Source organism: Mycobacterium sp. NPDC050551, assembly GCF_040674075.1.
GTDB lineage: Bacteria > Actinomycetota > Actinomycetes > Mycobacteriales > Mycobacteriaceae > Mycobacterium.
In genome coordinates, this window is the sequence record NZ_JBFARC010000003.1 from 728,735 (window position 1) to 742,957 (window position 14,223).

Here is a 14,223-nt window from a genome sequence, read left to right on the forward strand (position 1 = left end):
GTCACCCGGTCGACGGTAGCCGGGCGCAGTGCCGACAGCACGAGATCGACCGCGATTGCTTGGCGGCGAGTTACCCCGCAGGGGTCACGTCGCTGCCGGAACCCTTGACGGACGCCTTGGCGCGCTTCTCGGCTCGCACCGCCCGCTTGCCGCGTACGTACCCGGTCGCCGAGACCGCAGCCGCCAGCAGCGCGGACTCGCCGCCGACGAACGGATGGAATCCGACGCCTGCGCCACCGCGGCCCTTCACCGGGATGTCGGCGACTTCGGTGACCTTCCAGCCCTTCTCGGAGATCGACAGGATCGCCTCGCCGTTCTCGCACGTGAGCGGCAACGCGGCGATCACCTCGTCGCCGTCGGGGGCCAACTTCACCCCGGCCACGCCGTTACCGGCCGCGCCCTGCGGGTTCACCGCGGCGGGATCGATCCGCAGCACCTTGCCGCGTCGTGTCACCAAGGCCAGATGCGATCCGGGTGCGAGGACCCCCGACTGCACCAGCCCGGTGATGTCCGGCGCCACCGGGATGTCGCGGATCTTGAACGGCAGGCCATTGCCGTTGGTGAACTTCACCCGACCGTCGGTCCACACCGCCCAGCCGAGACCCGAGCTGAGGAGCTCTCCGTGGCGGTCGGAGAACACGCCCCGGTCATCGAGTCGCCAGGCGGTGTTGACCTTTCGCTCGCGCGCGCCGTCCTCGTCGGATCCGTGCACCGTCGGTGTGGCGTCGACGTCGAGCACCGTGCGGCGGTCGAATTCGGGCCCCTTGAACAGTTTCGCCGTCTCCACCAGCTCCTGGTCGATCACCACCCGCCGCGCGTCGGGGTTCGACACCAGTTCGGTGAGCGCGACGAACTCGGCGTCCAGCTTCTCCGCTTCGGCCTGCAACTCGATGACGTCGAGCTTTGTCAGCCGGCGCAGCTGCAGCGCCAGAACGTAATCGGCTTGTTCGGTGTCGATCGCGAATCGCTGCTGCAGTCCCTGCCGGGCCTCGTCGACGGTGTCGGATCCGCGGATCACCGCCACCGCGGCGTCGATGTCGAGGTGGATCTTCATCAGGCCGGCCACCAGGTGACGGCGCGCGGTGACCTTCTCCAGCCGGTACTGGCTGCGGTGCAGCACCACCGAATCGCGCAACGACAGGAACGCGGCGATCAGCTCGCGTACCGACCACCAGCGCGGTACCCGGTTCTCGTCGAGTGCGACCAGACTGGCGGCGAACGTCGACTCCAGCGGTGTGAGGGCAAGCAGTTGCTCACGGATCGTGTCGGCACTGTGGCCGCGTTTGGCCGTGACGACGATGCGCAGCCCGTTGCGGCGGTCGGTCAGGTCCGACATGTCGGCCACCCCGGACAGTTCGCCCGAGTCGACCAGCGCCCGGATCCGTTCCTGCACAGTCGCGCTCGCGACCCCGGGTGGCAGCTCGGTGATGACGACGTTCTTGCCGTCGACGGACACCGTGCCGCGCACCGTGAACGCTCCCCGGCCGGTGGTGATGTACTCCCGTAGGCCGGTGGCGCCGACCACCGTTGCGCCGCAGCCCCAGTCGGGGCCGGGAATGAGTTTGACCAACCTGTCGTCGGTCATGTTGGGGGTCTTCAGCAGCGCTCGGCAGGCAGCCATGATCTCCCGCGGGTTGTGTGCGGGCACCTTGGTGGCCCAACCCTCGGCGATGCCGACGGCACCGTTGCACAGCAGCACGGGCCATTGCGCCGGCAGCACCGTCGGCTCGATCCATTCGCCGTCGAACGTGGAGACCATCGGCACCGCGTGGTCTGCGAGTTCGGCGGTCAGTGCCGCGCCGGGCGCCGACAACCGCATCTCGGTGTAGCGGTCCGCCGCGGGGATGTCGCCCTGGATGCGCGGAAAGGCACCTTGCCCGTCGATGACCTTCACGCGCTGGAACTCGGCGGCCATCAGTGCCGCCGCGCCGTACATCGACGCGCCGCCGTGCGGGTGCAGATTGCCGGTGACGGCCGAGCACACCTTCGAGGACTTCTGCGGCTTGTTTCCGGGCAGCAGCCTGGAGTCGTACATCTGGTACAGCAGACGGCGCTGCCCCGGCTTGAGGCCGTCGAACGCGGACGGAATGGCACGGTCGCTGACGCTGTAGAGCGCGAAGGTCAGCTGGTAGTGGTTCCAGTAGTCGTCGGCACTCTGGTCGAGTACCAGGTCGGGATTCTGCTCGATGATGGCGGTCACGTCGAACTCCTATTCGAGATCCAGAGCAGCGGTGTCGATGCGCGAGGCGACATCGGCCATCCACGTGCGCCGGCCTTCCGGCGGTCCGCCGAACAGAGTGTGGTGCAGCTTGGGGTCGCCGTCGTCGAGGTGCACTCGAATCACAGTGCGGCGCTGTGGATCCAGCACGGTGTTCCAGAAGTCGTCGGCGTCCATCTCGCCGAGACCCTTGTTTCGCTGGACCTCCACTTTGCGTTTGGAATTGGCCTTCATCTGTGCGACGGCGGCGTCGCGCTCGGATTCGTCCTGGCAGTAGATCCGCTGCTGGCCGTCCTTGACGACGAACAGCGGCGGCAACGTCACATAGACCATCCCGGCCTTGACGAGCGGCCGGTAGAAGTCCAGGAACATCGAGATGAGGCTCGAGTTGATGTTGCCGCCGTCGGGATCGGCGTCCGAGGCGAACAGGATGCGGTCGTAGCGGCACGATTCCGGATCGCAGTTGTCCCGCACGCCGCACCCCAGGATCCGTTCGATGGAGTCGAACTCGTCCTTGACCCGGGCCTTGCTCAGGGTGAAGCCGTAGACGTTGGGGGGCTTGCCTTTCAGTGGGAACGCCGCCTGGAAGGTGGCGTCGCGCGCCGCCTTGATGGTGCCCAGCGCCGAGTCGCCCTCGCACAGGAACAGCTCGGCTCCGGACCCGCGTCCGGTCTCCCGGCTGGGCAGGAGCTTGGGCGGCAGCGACAGGTTGGTCCCCAGGCCCTTGGCCTTCGACGCCGCCCGTGACCGGGCCTTGGCGCCTTCGGCGCTGCGCCGGGCGCGGGCCGCCTCCAGCGCCATCTTGGTCCACAGCGACACCGCGTCGCCGTTGCCGGGATTGGCCGCCCAGATGGTGACGCTGCGTGCCACATCAGGAACCATCGCGACGTTCAGTGATCGCGACGAGACGGCGGTCTTGGCCTGCGAATCCCATGACACATCGGGGGCGCGGGTGTCCACGGCCAGCGCGGTCACCGCAGCGAAATCCTGGGCTTCCGGGCCGTCCTCGCCCTTGGCCAGGCCGAGATCGCGCATGCGCGACGCGCGGTCGGCGAGCGCTTCGGACAGCCCCTTCACGGCGGCGTTCAGGTGGGAGCCGCCGCCGGGGGTCCGCACGGTGTTGCAGAACGCGGCGACGGTGGCCGGCTCGGCGGGTCCGGCGGTCATCGACCAGCGGAACGGCGTCGGGCCGCGCCCGGTGGTGTACTCGCCGCGGCCCTCCACCACCGCGCGCACACCGGGAACCGGGGTGCCGGCCGCGGTGCACATGAGGTCGAGGAGGGTGTCGGTGCCCCACGGTCCGGTGAACGGCTCGGTCAGCTCGGGCCGCACCTCCTCGCCGGGCCAGCCTTCGTCGGTGACGATCAGGTGCACTCCGGGCGACATCCGCGCGGCGGCGTGCGCCCGCAGCAGCACCTCGTTGATGTCGACGCTCGAGTCCGGCACCACGGCAGGGTCGAACAGGATGCGCACCGTGGTGCCGTGCGCGTCGGGCTTGCGGTTGCCGGAGCCACGCAGCTTCTGGGTATCGGCACGGGTGAACGGGGCGTCCGGATCGAACTCCTTGCCCTCGAACACGCCGGGATACCCGCCGCCGAAGCTCTGCAGGTAGGTCTTGCCGGCGCGGCGGACCGTCACATCGGTTCGCGCGGAGATGAAGACCGCGGCCGCGGCGCCGATTCCGTTCAGGCCGGCGCCGGTGCTCGTCGCGTCGGTGTGAGCGGAGAACTTGCCCCCCGCCCGTGCCGTTCCGAGTGTCTTGACGATCCCGTTCTTCCCGTTCACCGGGTCGGAGTCGACGGGCAGACCACGTCCGTCATCGGCGACGCTGACGGAACCGTCGGCGTGCAGCGTGATGGCGACGGATGACCCACCGTGGCTGGGATCGGCGACCTCTTCGATCGCGTTGTCCACCAGCTCGCGTAGCGCGGTGTTGAGCACGTCGAGGCCGAGGTTCACCGCGGGCCGCAGGCGCGTGTGCTGGACATCGTCGAGCTCGGTGATGTCGGCGGCGGTGTAACTCACTTCTCGATCCTTCCAACGGTCACGGGAGTGCCGCAGGAATCGTAAACGGCGGGTCGGACATCTTCGTGCAGCCGCGACGGCATGACTGCAGACTGCGGCACTACATCGCGGACGAAGTGCCACCCTCCAGTGCGGGGGATGATCAGCGGGTCAGAGACGCCTCAGGACTCGGTGCCACGACGTGCGCGGCCCGTCCACGGGAGCTGAACGTTGACTCGCACGAACAACAAGAGGTTGACCACGGTGAGCACTGCCAGGACGTAGCTCATCGGCGGGTGGCTGAACGGGAGGTACAGAATCAGCTGGCAGAGGAACGCCAACAAGATCACCTGTCCCACCGTCGCCCACAGACCGCGGCGAATCACAACGATGAGCACTGCGAAATACAGCAGTGTCGGCAGCACCCACCAGTAGTCATTCCACACTTCACTGAGCATTGCCCTGTCCCGCCTCGCGTCCCGGAATTCTCAGCCTAACCGGGTGCCGCACCGGTGTGACGCACCAAATTTCGGCGACCAGCCGCGAGGTGATGCCTTCGGGTTCCTCTGCGGGTCAACCGTTTTCGTTCTCGAAGGTCAGATCTTGCCGCCCGGGAACATCGTCTTCACGGCCGCAGTGATGTTCTGGCGGGCGGCGGCCTCGCTGGTGGGGTCCAGGGAGCCGATGGCCATCACGTAGCGGCGTTCGGGTCCGATCGCGCCGGTGGACACGTGCAACTGGTTGGCGCCGTTCCAGCAGCAGAACCAGCCCTGTTTCACCGCAACAGGCTCGGCGTAGAGCCCCTCGGGGATGCCGAACCGCTGCGGGTAGCCGTCGTTCCCCGTCGGCGTGGATTTGGCGAGGTTGTCGACGATGACGTTGGCCTGTTCGGGCGGCAGCCCGCCCGTGCCGTCCAGCAGCATGTCGTAGTAACGGACCAGATCGCTTGCGGTGCTGGTGGTCACGTCCCAGTGACTGTTGTACGGCGCGGTGGTGCCCGCCAGTCCGTACCGCGACTTCACGCGGGCGATGATGGCGTTCCCGCCGCTGCGATCCCAGAAGTTCTGCGCGGCGCCGTCATCGGAGGAACGCAGCATGACGTCGAGCGACTTGCGGTCGGCGTCGGAGAGCTGCGTCTTGCCCTCCGACTCCTGTAGCAGCAGGTCGTCGGCGATGAACAGCTTCACCACGGACGCGATGGGGAAAGGTCTGTTGTCTCCGTTGGACACGATCTGACCGGTGTTGCGGTCCATGACGACGGTCTCGATGTCGGCCCCGGACTCCGCCGCGTCGGCGGTGGCCTGCTGGACGCGGGCGTCGAGTCCGTCGAATGAGGCCGTCGGCTGGGCAGGTGGGGCAGCCGGCATCGCCGGAACAGGGGCCTGCGGGGCGGCCACTGGTGCCTGCGGGCCGTTCTCCGCGGCTGGCGGCGTGCCCCAGACCTGGGCCTCGCAGCCGCTGACGAGCAGCGCGGCCACGCCGACGATCGCCATACCCGTCATTGCCCGTCCCGGCAGTCGCTGACGCATGAATCTCCTCTGACCAGATGCTGAACCAGGGGGGTAGCCCCTGTGCCCACCTGTTAATCAGGCTAATCGAACTGGCTCAGAAGGGTGCGTGGCCCTGATCAGTCGTGTTTCGCCGCGTAGCGCAGCAGGACTGTGCCGCACGGGAAGGTGCGGTTCTCCACCAGTCGCAGCGAGATCCACGAGGGCAGCGTCGGGAAGAACGGTGTGCCGCCTCCCACGGCGGTGGGCGCCATCACGATCCGATACTCGTCCACCAGCCCGGCCTGCACGATCGGTGCGGCCAGCGTCGCGCCGGCCACCTCCAGCTGGCCGTCCGTTTCGGCTTTGAGCTTCGTCACCACATCGACCGGGTCGCCGCGTTCCAGCCGGGAGTTCCAGTCGACGGCCTCGAGGGTGTGCGAGAACACGACCTTGGGCATGGCGCGCCAGATGTTCGCGTAGTTGACGATGGTCGGGGTGGCGTCCGGGGCCTCGTGCGCGGTCGGCCAGTACGCGGACATCAGGTCGTAGAGCCGTCGCCCGTAGAACGCCAGCGCGGTCTCCCGCTCGAAGTCGTTCCAGTACTGGTGCAGTTCGTCGCTCGGATCGGACCAGTCGATGTTGCCGTGCGCGTCGGCGATGTATCCGTCCACCGACACGTTGAAGCCGTAGATGAGTGTGCCCATGCGGGTCAGACTGCCCCAAGGAGCCGAACTCATCGCGATCAAGGGCCCGAAGCCTGAAGTATGACGACTCCGCTGATGACGAGTGTGATGCCGGTGAGTCGCAGCGCCGTGACGGGATCGCCGTAGATCAGGATCCCGAGGAGGATGGCGCCGGTGGCTCCGAGGCCGGTGAACACGGCGTATGCGGTGCCGACCGGAATGTCGCGCATGGCGAGGGTGAGCGGGTAGACGGCGGCGACGGCGAGTGCGAGACAGAGCAGTGTCGGCCATGGTCTGGTGAAGCCTTCGGTCGGCTTGATGCTCTGTGACCACGCCACTTCCGCAAGTGCCGCGGTCAGCAGCCAGGCCCACGCTGTCATCGGATAACCCGCGGTGCGAGTGCTTCGGCGAGCCGCACAACCGCATCAACCGCCGAATCCTCGTCTGGTGTCAGCGTCTGCAGTCGCAGTTCGTGGATGTCGGTGATGCCGCAGTATTCGAGCCACCACCGTAGGTACGCCGATTGGTGATCCACGCCGAAGGCCGGGCTCACACCGGGCGCGTACACCCGGCTGGTGTAGATCGTCACCGCGCGCCGACCGCCGAGCAGGCCGCGATAACCGATCGCTGGATCGAAGGTGAAGGCGATGCCGGGCTGCGTGACGGTATCGATGAAGAGCTTGAGTGACCACGGGATGCCGCCATTCCACATCGGCACCGCGAAGACCAGTGTGTCGGCGAGTTGCACGCGTGCCGCCACGTCGAGCACCTTCGCCCAGTCGCCGGCTGCTTCCTCCGGAACCGGCCGTCGGGTGATCACCGCCATTTTCGCGTCGACCTGCCCCTGGCCGAACGGGGCGAGGTCGGAGAACGTGTCCAGACGGTCCACCGCAACGTCGGCCTGATTCATGCAATAGGCGTCGAGGAACCGATTGGCCAGACGTAATGAATGGGAGTCTTCGCCTCGGGGAGAGGCGTTGACCAGCAGCACTCGTTTCATCCCAAACCTCCAAGTTGCGGAACCGTGTTCCGTGCCTGCAACGCGTAGGTGCGGAACCGTATTCCGCAATAGGATGGCGACATGCCGCGAACAGGGTCGACGGGGTGGCAGCCGCAACGTGAACTCGCGGCGCGCAACGAAGCGAGCGTGCTCGACGCCGCACGCGCACTGCTTCGTGGACCCGACGCCGGCGATGTCGACATGCGCGTGATCGCCCTACGCGCAGGCGTGGGCGTCGGGACGCTCTACCGGAGATTCGGTGACAAGGCCGGACTGCTGGCCGCCGTCGTCGGCGACGACGAGCAGACCCTGCAGGAAGCGATACTCTCCGGACCTCCACCCCTCGGCCCCGGCGCCCCCGCCGGCGACCGGATGGCCGCATTCCTCGACGCGCTGGTGTCGTTGACCGAGCGCAACCTCGGCGCGCTCCTGGTGACCGACACGATCCCGCCGGGGCGCCTGAAAGTGGGTGCCTATCAGGGTTGGCGGCTGCACATCGTCACGCTGTTGCGCGCGTCCCGTCCCGACCTCGATGCAGTGAACGCCGGCTGGCACGCCGATGTGCTGCTGGCATCAGTGGACCCGCAGCTCTACGCATATCAACGCCGCGAGGTGAAGATGAGCAAGCGACGCATCGCGGCGAATGCCAAAGGGCTTGCGCAGGCGATCACGGGAACATGACCCGCCCGCCGGTTTGCATCCGAAGAAAAATAGGTACCTGAGTGCAAAGGAACCAGGGGTGAGGTGCATATGACCAAAGAGAGCTCGGGTCTCGGCCGCAGGCTGCGCGAGGGAGCCGAACAGGCCGTCAAAGCGACTGTCGAAGTCGTCAACAGCACCATCGGATCCGCCGCCAAGCGAGCCGGTCGCGTAACACCGAAGCGCGGCAGCGCATCGTCCGCCGAGAAGCCGACGCCGCCGAGCACTGCCAAGAAGGCCAAGCCGGCGCCGAAACCCGCACCCGTCAAGAAGTCCGTCGCGCGCACAGCGGCGAAAGCTGCCCCGACCCCGGCAGCCGGTGTTGCTCCTGCGAAGAAGCCACCTCCATCGCCGGCCAAGAAGTCACCACCTGGAAAGGCCTCGGCGGCGCCGGCGAAGAAGGCGGTGCCCAAGACCGCGACGCCGTCGAAGAAGGCGGCAGCCACGTCGCGCGCTGCGACTCCGGCGAAGACGACACCGGGGCGAGGTGCCGCATCAGCCGCGGCGGCGGCGCCGGCGAAGAAGACGGCGCCGGTGAAGAAGACGGTGCCGGCGAAGAAGACGGTGCCGGCGAAGGGGGCGCCGGCGAAGAAGACGGCGGCGACAACGACAACGAAACCGGCGTCGAAGGCGGCCGGCACCGCGGCGGCGAAGAAAACGGCCAAACGGAACACGTGATCGACGGTCGGCGCGTCACGGGGCGGTCTCGCTCACCGTCGGATCCCACACGCCGCGAGTCTGCCCGCCGCGGAGCTTCTCCTCGTAAACCTCGGTCTTCCAAGCGATGATGTCGCGGGCCTGCTCCAGAGCCCGAATCTGAGCGTCGACACGGGCGCGGTGCGCGTCGAGTAGCGCCAGGCGGTCGGCTTCGTTGCCGGGTCCGGAGCGGACGAGGTCGGCGAATCGCTTCAGCTCGGACAACGGCATCAGCGATTCCCGCAACCGGGTGCAGATTCGAAGCCAGTCGACGTCGATCTGACGGTAGCGGCGGCGCCCGCCTGCGGTGCGCTCCACGGGTCCGATGAGCAGGCCTTCGCGCTCGTAGAACCGTAGTGCGTGCACGCTGAGCCCCACCGCCTCCGCCACTTCACCGATGGTGTGAACGGTCACGCGAACCTCCGACTGCCTTGACCTAGAGTGCGCTCTAGATCGTAGCTTCTTGGGTGTGAACGATCGATTCGTCGGCAAGCGTGTGCTGATCACGGGCGCTACCAGTGGGATCGGACGGGCGGGCGCCCGCCGGTTGTCCACCGAGGGCGCCGAACTCATACTCACCGGCACCAACTCCGAGCGGCTGTCCGCCCTCGCCCGCGAGTTCCCCTCCGCGACAGTGCTCTTCAATGACGCCACAGATACGGATGCGGGGAGGTCGCTCGCCGAGTCGACGGCCGGTCTCGGCCTCGATGGCCTCTGGCTCAACGCCGGCTACGCCGAGGTGGTCGCGATACCGCACGTCACAGCGGACCTGTTCGACAGGATGATGGCCGCCAACGTCCGAGGTCCACTTCTCCACATGGCCTCGCTGAGCGGACATCTCAACAGCGGGGCGTCGGTGGTGGTGACCTCGTCGACCTCGACATATGAGGGCGCACCGGCAACGGGTGTGTACGCGGCGACCAAGGCAGCACTGATCGCCGTCGCCCGAACGTGGGCAGCAGAGCTTGCACAACGTCGAATCCGGGTCAATACCCTGGTTCCCGGCGCCATCGACACGGACTTCCGCGGATTCATGGCCGACACCGACCGAGCCGCCTTCGAATCCGGCGTTCTCAACCGCGTACCGCTGGCCCGCATCGGAACGCCCGACGAGGCTGCGGCGGTCGCGTTGTTCCTGCTCTCCGACGACTCGAGTTACGTCAACGCCAGTCAGTACGCCGTCGACGGGGGACTCACGCGCCGATGATCCAACCGGCGGGTCCGGATCACAGCCGGGTCGCCCTGACGGTTCCGGACTCGGCATCTGCTGCGAGGGCACGGCCGTAGCGGGCGGCCGTCTCGGGGAACGGTTCGAAATCCGTGGTCCAGCCGAGGCTTTCGAGCAGGTCGCGCCCGCCCGTCCCCAGGCCGGTCACGCCGGCGTCATCCCGTTGGAGGGACTGCGGACGTGCGACCGACTGCAGGTTGGCTGAGACGGCCCTGGCGGCCATGAAGGGGTAGCTGTAGGTGCTGCCCGGCGCCGAGAGTTCGGTGATCACTATGGCTGCGCTGCGTGCGGCCTCACGCGGCGTGAACGGTATGGCGTGGTCGATCCAGCACGTGGGTTCGTCGGACCGGAATCCGCCGGCGAGCAGGGTCTCGGCCCAGGACGCGGTGAGGTCTGCGGCGATCAGATGGCGCTCGCACACCGGTGTGGCCCCCGCCGCTGCGAGCACCGGCTCCTTGAAGCCGAAGATGGGTGGGAGGTCGACTTCGAAAAGGCGCGCCGGTCCGGGCCAGTCGAGTCTGAAGGCGTGGCTGTCGAGTCCTGCGCCGAGCAGGACGATCTGCCGGTTCCCCGCGGCCACCCAGGTGGTGAGGTCGTCGTCGACGAGGCGGACGCCGATGGTTCGGCCCTCGTACATCGCCTCGGCCATCGCCTGCAGTCGTGTCCACGTCTCGGCGGCACCCGCCGGCGCGGTTGGCCCGCGATAGGCGGGTTCGGCGGCGTCGAGGAAGAGTTGCGCCCAGGGGTCGGCGTACAAGGGGTCGGGCCGCCGGGACTCCTGTGCGCGGATCATGGCCGCGCCGAACGCAGTCAAAGGCAGTCCGTGCAGCGGTGCAGGAACGGGTGGTGTCACGCTCGACGCCTACCTCGATTGATCACTTCACGGCCGGACGTCTTCACACGGAACTCGTTCAGTACCTTGACGACGCTCGGGTCGAGGGGGATTGCAGGGTCCAGTGTGCGAGCGGCCTGCAGAGTGGAAACCAATGTGGCGGCGGCAAGTTCGACCAGTACTTCGCGGTGGGGATCGCCGTTGTTGATGCGGTCGATCATCATCTCGTCGAGGAAGCCGACCCAGCCGTGCATCGCGGTGCGCAGAATCGGTGAGATCGGTTCGCCGATGCCGACGGCGAGCAGGATCCGTTGCGCGCCCAGCCAGCGCAGCCCGTCGACGGTGTCCTGCTGTTCTCGGTCGGAGCCGAGATGGCCTCGGACGAGGGCGATGAAGCTTTTCGAGTAGTCGTCGATGTAGGAGATGTGGGCGCGCAGCGCGTGGCGTAACTGATCGTCGAGGGTGGCGCCCTCGGGTGGCGGCGTGAGGTGCACCCCGGCGATCTCCGCGGCGATGTCGTTCATCACCGCGGAATACAAGCCGCGCTTGTTCTCGAAGTGATGCGCGATGAGGCCGTAGGCCACGCCGGCCTTCTTGGCGATCGCGGTGGTGGTGACCTGGTCGTAAGGCCGCTGTGCGAACAGGGTGCGGGCGCTGTCGATCAGCTGCTGTCGCCGGTCGGCCACGTCACCGGGCTCCTTCGTCGACAAGGTGGTCGGGGTCGACCGCGTCGCGGGTGTTGACCCGCCGCCCACCGATACGGGCGACCAGCCGGCCGATCGCGGGCAGCTCCAGCGGAATCAGTGAATAGCTCGGGTAGACGATGCGGGTCGCTCCGCGTGTGAGGCCCCGGACGATCGCGGCGGCACTCGAGCGCGGCGACACCGGGGGCAGCGTTCGGGGAGGCGACGTTTTCCAGGGCAGTTCGTCGATGTCACGCAACGCCGTGTCGGTGGACCCTGGAACGACCTCGACCACCGTCAGCGGGGTGTCCGCCAGTTCCAGCCGCAGAGACCGGGTCGCCTGCGCCAGTGCCGATTTGGACGAGCCGTAGTAGCCGAGAAGCGGCAGAGGCACCGACTGCACCGTCGAGGTGACGTTGACGATCGTCCCTCGCCCGCGTGCCAGCATGGTCGGAGCCAGGGCCGCGGTCAGCGCCAACGGGGACCACAGGTTCACCTCGTACACCATGCGCGCGGCATCGCCGTCGCCGAGACGCGATTGCGGTGCAGTGAGGCTCGCGCCGGCATTGTTGATCACCACGTCGAGCTCGTGGCCGAAGTGATCGAGCGCGAAGGCGGCCAGCACCGCGGCCTCGCCGGGCACGCCGAGATCAGTGGCCGCGGACACCGGTCTGGGGTGACCGGACGCGGCGATCTCGTCGCAGAGCTCGTCGAGCAGGTCGACGCGACGGGCGGCCACGATCAGGTCGGCTCCCTCGGAAGCCAGGCGCACCGCCAATGCCCGGCCGATACCGCTGGATGCGCCGGTGAGCAGCACCCTGGCGCCCTCGAGGTGGACCCTACCGCCGCTCATGAGCGCATGCTTCGTGGAGGTGTTGACACAGTGGCCCTTTCGTCTCGATCGGCAGATCCCGGCGCAAAGACGGATGTGATCGAGTGTCCCTAGGCTGGCACAGTGACTGATAATCAGTCAATACCGAGGCGCGGCCGACACCGCCCTTGTCTGGAAGGCTGAGCCGATGCCCACACCGGATCCGCAATCGTTCGCGCGAGAGTGGGTGCTCGCCTGGAATTCTCACGATGTCGAGGCGGTGCTGGCTCACTTCCACGACGACGTGCTGTTCACCTCGCCGGTCGCCGCGCAGGTGCTGCCGGGCAGCGGGGGAGTGGTCCGGGGAAAGCAGGCGTTGCGCGAATACTGGACGACGGCCTTGGCCGGCATGGCGGACCTGCGGTTCGAGCTCCTCGGCGTGTACCGGGGAGAGTCGCTGTTGGTGATCAACTACCGCAATCAGCGCGGTGGACTGGTCAACGAAGTCCTCATCTTCGACGGCGTCCTCGTGCGTGAGGGGCACGGCACCTACCTCGACTGAGCGGCGTCCCCACCGGCGATCAGTGGCTCGCCTCGGCGAGATGGTCGGCGGTCACGGCCAGAACGGCGGACGCCCCGTGCCGCTGATCATGAGGTCACCGGCGGCGGTGTGCTCGACCAGTCGTGCGGTGGCGTCCCGGTCGCCGACGCACAGTACGACGGCTCCGCCCGCGGTGATCTGAGCCGGTGCGTCGTGCACGGTGCCCTGCCAGTGGTAGTGGCCGTCGAAGGGGTTGAGACGCCCGGCCAGTCGGATGCGGACGGGATGGCGCTGGTCGCCGACGACGAGGCTGGCCGGCCCGTCGTACACGCCGTCAGGGCCGATGGTCACAGGAAATTGCACCTCGCCCACATCCGGCGGGCGATCGGACCCATGAGGCCGACCTCGTCGAGGAATGCGGCCAGCGGCGCGAATCCGGCTTGCAGTGTCGCGTGGAACTGCGGGTTGGCGCGGGCCTGGCGCTGCGCTTCGATCCCGTCCAGGCCGATCCGGTCGTACAGGCCGCGGCGGGTGAAGTGGCCGAAGTACAGCGAGGCCCCGAGGCCGTGCAGATTCGATATGGCCAGTCGCGTGAGTGGGGCCAACTCGCCGACGTCGCGGCGGATGCCGTCGCGGGCGAACTGGATGTGGCGGGCTTCCTCGGTGACGTGGATGCGCATCACGCGTTGCACGAGAGGCTGGATCTCGTCGGCGTCGTCGAGGATCTGGCGTTGCACTGCGTCGAAGAGCTCCTCACCGACGAGCGCCCCGATCCACAGCATGGGTCCCCGGAAGATCAGCGCCAAGGTGTTGACCCTGCGCGCGCCGCGCTTCTTCGGCCAGAACGGCTCCACGCCCACCCGTTCGATGGCCTTGCCGAACATCAACATGTGGCGCGCCTCGTCGCCCAGCTCCGTGAGCTCGTAGAAGGTGCTGTGCGCCGTCGGCGAGGAGTGCATCATCGCCCGTAACAGCGATTGGTTGAGCATGTTCTCGAACCAGATTCCCATGGAGATGTAGTTGACGAACTCCTGCCGGGACAGGTCGAGGCGCTGCCGGTCGCTCATGCGCTCCCACAGGGGTGTGCCGCAGAGGCTCAACATCTGCGGTGGCAGGAAGAACTTGTCCTCGGGAAGCGGTGCGTCCCAGTTGATGTCGACGACCGGTTCGTAGGACTTCTTGGCCGAACCCTTGAGCAGCCGAAGGGCGAAGTCGTCCCGGCCCGGGGCGCTGGGTGAAGCGGATGCAGTCATGAGGTCCTCTCTCGACGACTGGGTGCACGGCCGACGCGGATGCCGCGCGACCCGATGAGGACCATCATGGCGACTTCTCTGGACA

The 14,223-nt window shown here is 67.5% G+C and carries 17 protein-coding genes; 3 read left to right on the forward strand and 14 right to left on the reverse strand.

What is annotated here, in order from left to right; all coding sequences use genetic code 11:
* Window positions 1-70: 70 nt before the first annotated feature.
* From AB0K11_RS15905 to AB0K11_RS15935, 7 genes are all read right to left on the reverse strand, one after another.
* Complete coding sequence (locus AB0K11_RS15905; protein ID WP_364978125.1) at window positions 71-2,200, reverse strand: DNA gyrase subunit A; 2,130 nt, start codon at window positions 2,198-2,200, stop codon at window positions 71-73.
* Between the two features lie 9 nt (window positions 2,201-2,209).
* Window positions 2,210-4,243, reverse strand: coding sequence for a toprim domain-containing protein (locus AB0K11_RS15910; protein ID WP_364978128.1), 2,034 nt, complete (start codon window positions 4,241-4,243; stop codon window positions 2,210-2,212).
* A gap of 161 nt (window positions 4,244-4,404) precedes the next feature.
* Entirely contained in the window at window positions 4,405-4,680 is a 276-nt protein-coding gene (locus AB0K11_RS15915) for a hypothetical protein (protein WP_364978131.1), read from the reverse strand.
* A gap of 138 nt (window positions 4,681-4,818) precedes the next feature.
* Window positions 4,819-5,751, reverse strand: a complete 933-nt coding sequence (locus AB0K11_RS15920) for a hypothetical protein (protein ID WP_364978134.1) — start codon at window positions 5,749-5,751, stop codon at window positions 4,819-4,821.
* A 98-nt stretch (window positions 5,752-5,849) separates the two neighbouring features.
* Window positions 5,850-6,416 (reverse strand): dihydrofolate reductase family protein, encoded by a 567-nt coding sequence (locus tag AB0K11_RS15925; protein WP_364978137.1) that lies wholly within the window; start codon window positions 6,414-6,416, stop codon window positions 5,850-5,852.
* A 38-nt stretch (window positions 6,417-6,454) separates the two neighbouring features.
* Window positions 6,455-6,775 carry a multidrug efflux SMR transporter gene (locus tag AB0K11_RS15930; protein ID WP_364978140.1) on the reverse strand — a complete coding sequence of 107 codons (321 nt, stop codon included), beginning with the start codon at window positions 6,773-6,775 and terminating at the stop codon, window positions 6,455-6,457.
* Window positions 6,772-7,386 carry an NAD(P)H-dependent oxidoreductase gene (locus AB0K11_RS15935; RefSeq protein WP_364978143.1) on the reverse strand — a complete coding sequence of 205 codons (615 nt, stop codon included), beginning with the start codon at window positions 7,384-7,386 and terminating at the stop codon, window positions 6,772-6,774. Before AB0K11_RS15935 ends, AB0K11_RS15930 begins: the two co-directional genes overlap by 4 nt.
* Window positions 7,387-7,476: 90 nt before the next feature.
* Between AB0K11_RS15935 and AB0K11_RS15940 the strand changes: the two genes are divergently transcribed.
* Window positions 7,477-8,076: a helix-turn-helix domain-containing protein gene (locus tag AB0K11_RS15940; RefSeq protein WP_364978146.1), complete on the forward strand. Its 600-nt coding sequence runs from the start codon at window positions 7,477-7,479 to the stop codon at window positions 8,074-8,076.
* Here AB0K11_RS15940 and AB0K11_RS15945 read toward each other — a convergent pair.
* On the reverse strand, window positions 7,995-8,768 hold the full coding sequence (locus AB0K11_RS15945; RefSeq protein ID WP_364978149.1) for a hypothetical protein: 774 nt from the start codon (window positions 8,766-8,768) through the stop codon (window positions 7,995-7,997). The genes AB0K11_RS15940 and AB0K11_RS15945 overlap by 82 nt on opposite strands.
* A 19-nt stretch (window positions 8,769-8,787) precedes the next feature.
* Window positions 8,788-9,204, reverse strand: a complete 417-nt coding sequence (locus AB0K11_RS15950; protein ID WP_364978152.1) for a MerR family transcriptional regulator — start codon at window positions 9,202-9,204, stop codon at window positions 8,788-8,790.
* 55 nt (window positions 9,205-9,259) lie between these two features.
* Here AB0K11_RS15950 and AB0K11_RS15955 point away from each other — a divergent pair, with 55 nt between their 5' ends.
* Window positions 9,260-9,997: an SDR family oxidoreductase gene (locus AB0K11_RS15955; RefSeq protein WP_364978155.1), complete on the forward strand. Its 738-nt coding sequence runs from the start codon at window positions 9,260-9,262 to the stop codon at window positions 9,995-9,997.
* Between the two features lie 19 nt (window positions 9,998-10,016).
* Here the strand turns inward: AB0K11_RS15955 and AB0K11_RS15960 are convergent, their stop codons facing one another.
* Genes AB0K11_RS15960 through AB0K11_RS15970 form a run of 3 tightly spaced genes read right to left on the reverse strand, consistent with a single transcriptional unit; the run spans window position 10,017 to window position 12,386 of the window.
* Complete coding sequence (locus AB0K11_RS15960; RefSeq protein ID WP_364978158.1) at window positions 10,017-10,832, reverse strand: SAM-dependent methyltransferase; 816 nt, start codon at window positions 10,830-10,832, stop codon at window positions 10,017-10,019.
* 35 nt (window positions 10,833-10,867) lie between these two features.
* A complete protein-coding gene (locus AB0K11_RS15965; RefSeq protein ID WP_364978160.1) occupies window positions 10,868-11,536 on the reverse strand; it encodes a TetR/AcrR family transcriptional regulator in 669 nt (222 codons plus the stop codon).
* A gap of 1 nt (window position 11,537) precedes the next feature.
* The gene (locus AB0K11_RS15970; protein ID WP_364978163.1) at window positions 11,538-12,386 is read right to left on the reverse strand and encodes an SDR family NAD(P)-dependent oxidoreductase; all 849 of its coding nucleotides are present in this window, start codon (window positions 12,384-12,386) and stop codon (window positions 11,538-11,540) included.
* Between the two features lie 166 nt (window positions 12,387-12,552).
* Here AB0K11_RS15970 and AB0K11_RS15975 point away from each other — a divergent pair, with 166 nt between their 5' ends.
* A complete protein-coding gene (locus AB0K11_RS15975; protein WP_364978166.1) occupies window positions 12,553-12,906 on the forward strand; it encodes a nuclear transport factor 2 family protein in 354 nt (117 codons plus the stop codon).
* Window positions 12,907-12,957: 51 nt separating this feature from the next.
* Here the strand turns inward: AB0K11_RS15975 and AB0K11_RS15980 are convergent, their stop codons facing one another.
* Window positions 12,958-13,236: a DUF4873 domain-containing protein gene (locus AB0K11_RS15980; RefSeq protein ID WP_364978169.1), complete on the reverse strand. Its 279-nt coding sequence runs from the start codon at window positions 13,234-13,236 to the stop codon at window positions 12,958-12,960.
* A complete protein-coding gene (locus tag AB0K11_RS15985) occupies window positions 13,233-14,138 on the reverse strand; it encodes a diiron oxygenase (protein WP_364978172.1) in 906 nt (301 codons plus the stop codon). The genes AB0K11_RS15980 and AB0K11_RS15985 overlap by 4 nt, the downstream gene beginning before the upstream one ends.
* Window positions 14,139-14,223: the final 85 nt, after the last annotated feature.

Bases quoted from the DNA above. Each gene is read 5' to 3' on its own strand.
- AB0K11_RS15915 (WP_364978131.1), bottom strand. From the start codon at position 4,680: ATGCTCAGTGAAGTGTGGAATGACTACTGGTGGGTGCTGCCGACACTG.
- AB0K11_RS15940 (WP_364978146.1), top strand. From the start codon at position 7,477: ATGCCGCGAACAGGGTCGACGGGGTGGCAGCCGCAACGTGAACTCGCG.
- AB0K11_RS15985 (WP_364978172.1), bottom strand. From the start codon at position 14,138: ATGACTGCATCCGCTTCACCCAGCGCCCCGGGCCGGGACGACTTCGCC.
- AB0K11_RS15975 (WP_364978166.1), top strand. From the start codon at position 12,553: ATGCCCACACCGGATCCGCAATCGTTCGCGCGAGAGTGGGTGCTCGCC.
- AB0K11_RS15970 (WP_364978163.1), bottom strand. From the start codon at position 12,386: ATGAGCGGCGGTAGGGTCCACCTCGAGGGCGCCAGGGTGCTGCTCACC.
- AB0K11_RS15920 (WP_364978134.1), bottom strand. From the start codon at position 5,751: ATGCGTCAGCGACTGCCGGGACGGGCAATGACGGGTATGGCGATCGTC.
- AB0K11_RS15930 (WP_364978140.1), bottom strand. From the start codon at position 6,775: ATGACAGCGTGGGCCTGGCTGCTGACCGCGGCACTTGCGGAAGTGGCG.
- AB0K11_RS15925 (WP_364978137.1), bottom strand. From the start codon at position 6,416: ATGGGCACACTCATCTACGGCTTCAACGTGTCGGTGGACGGATACATC.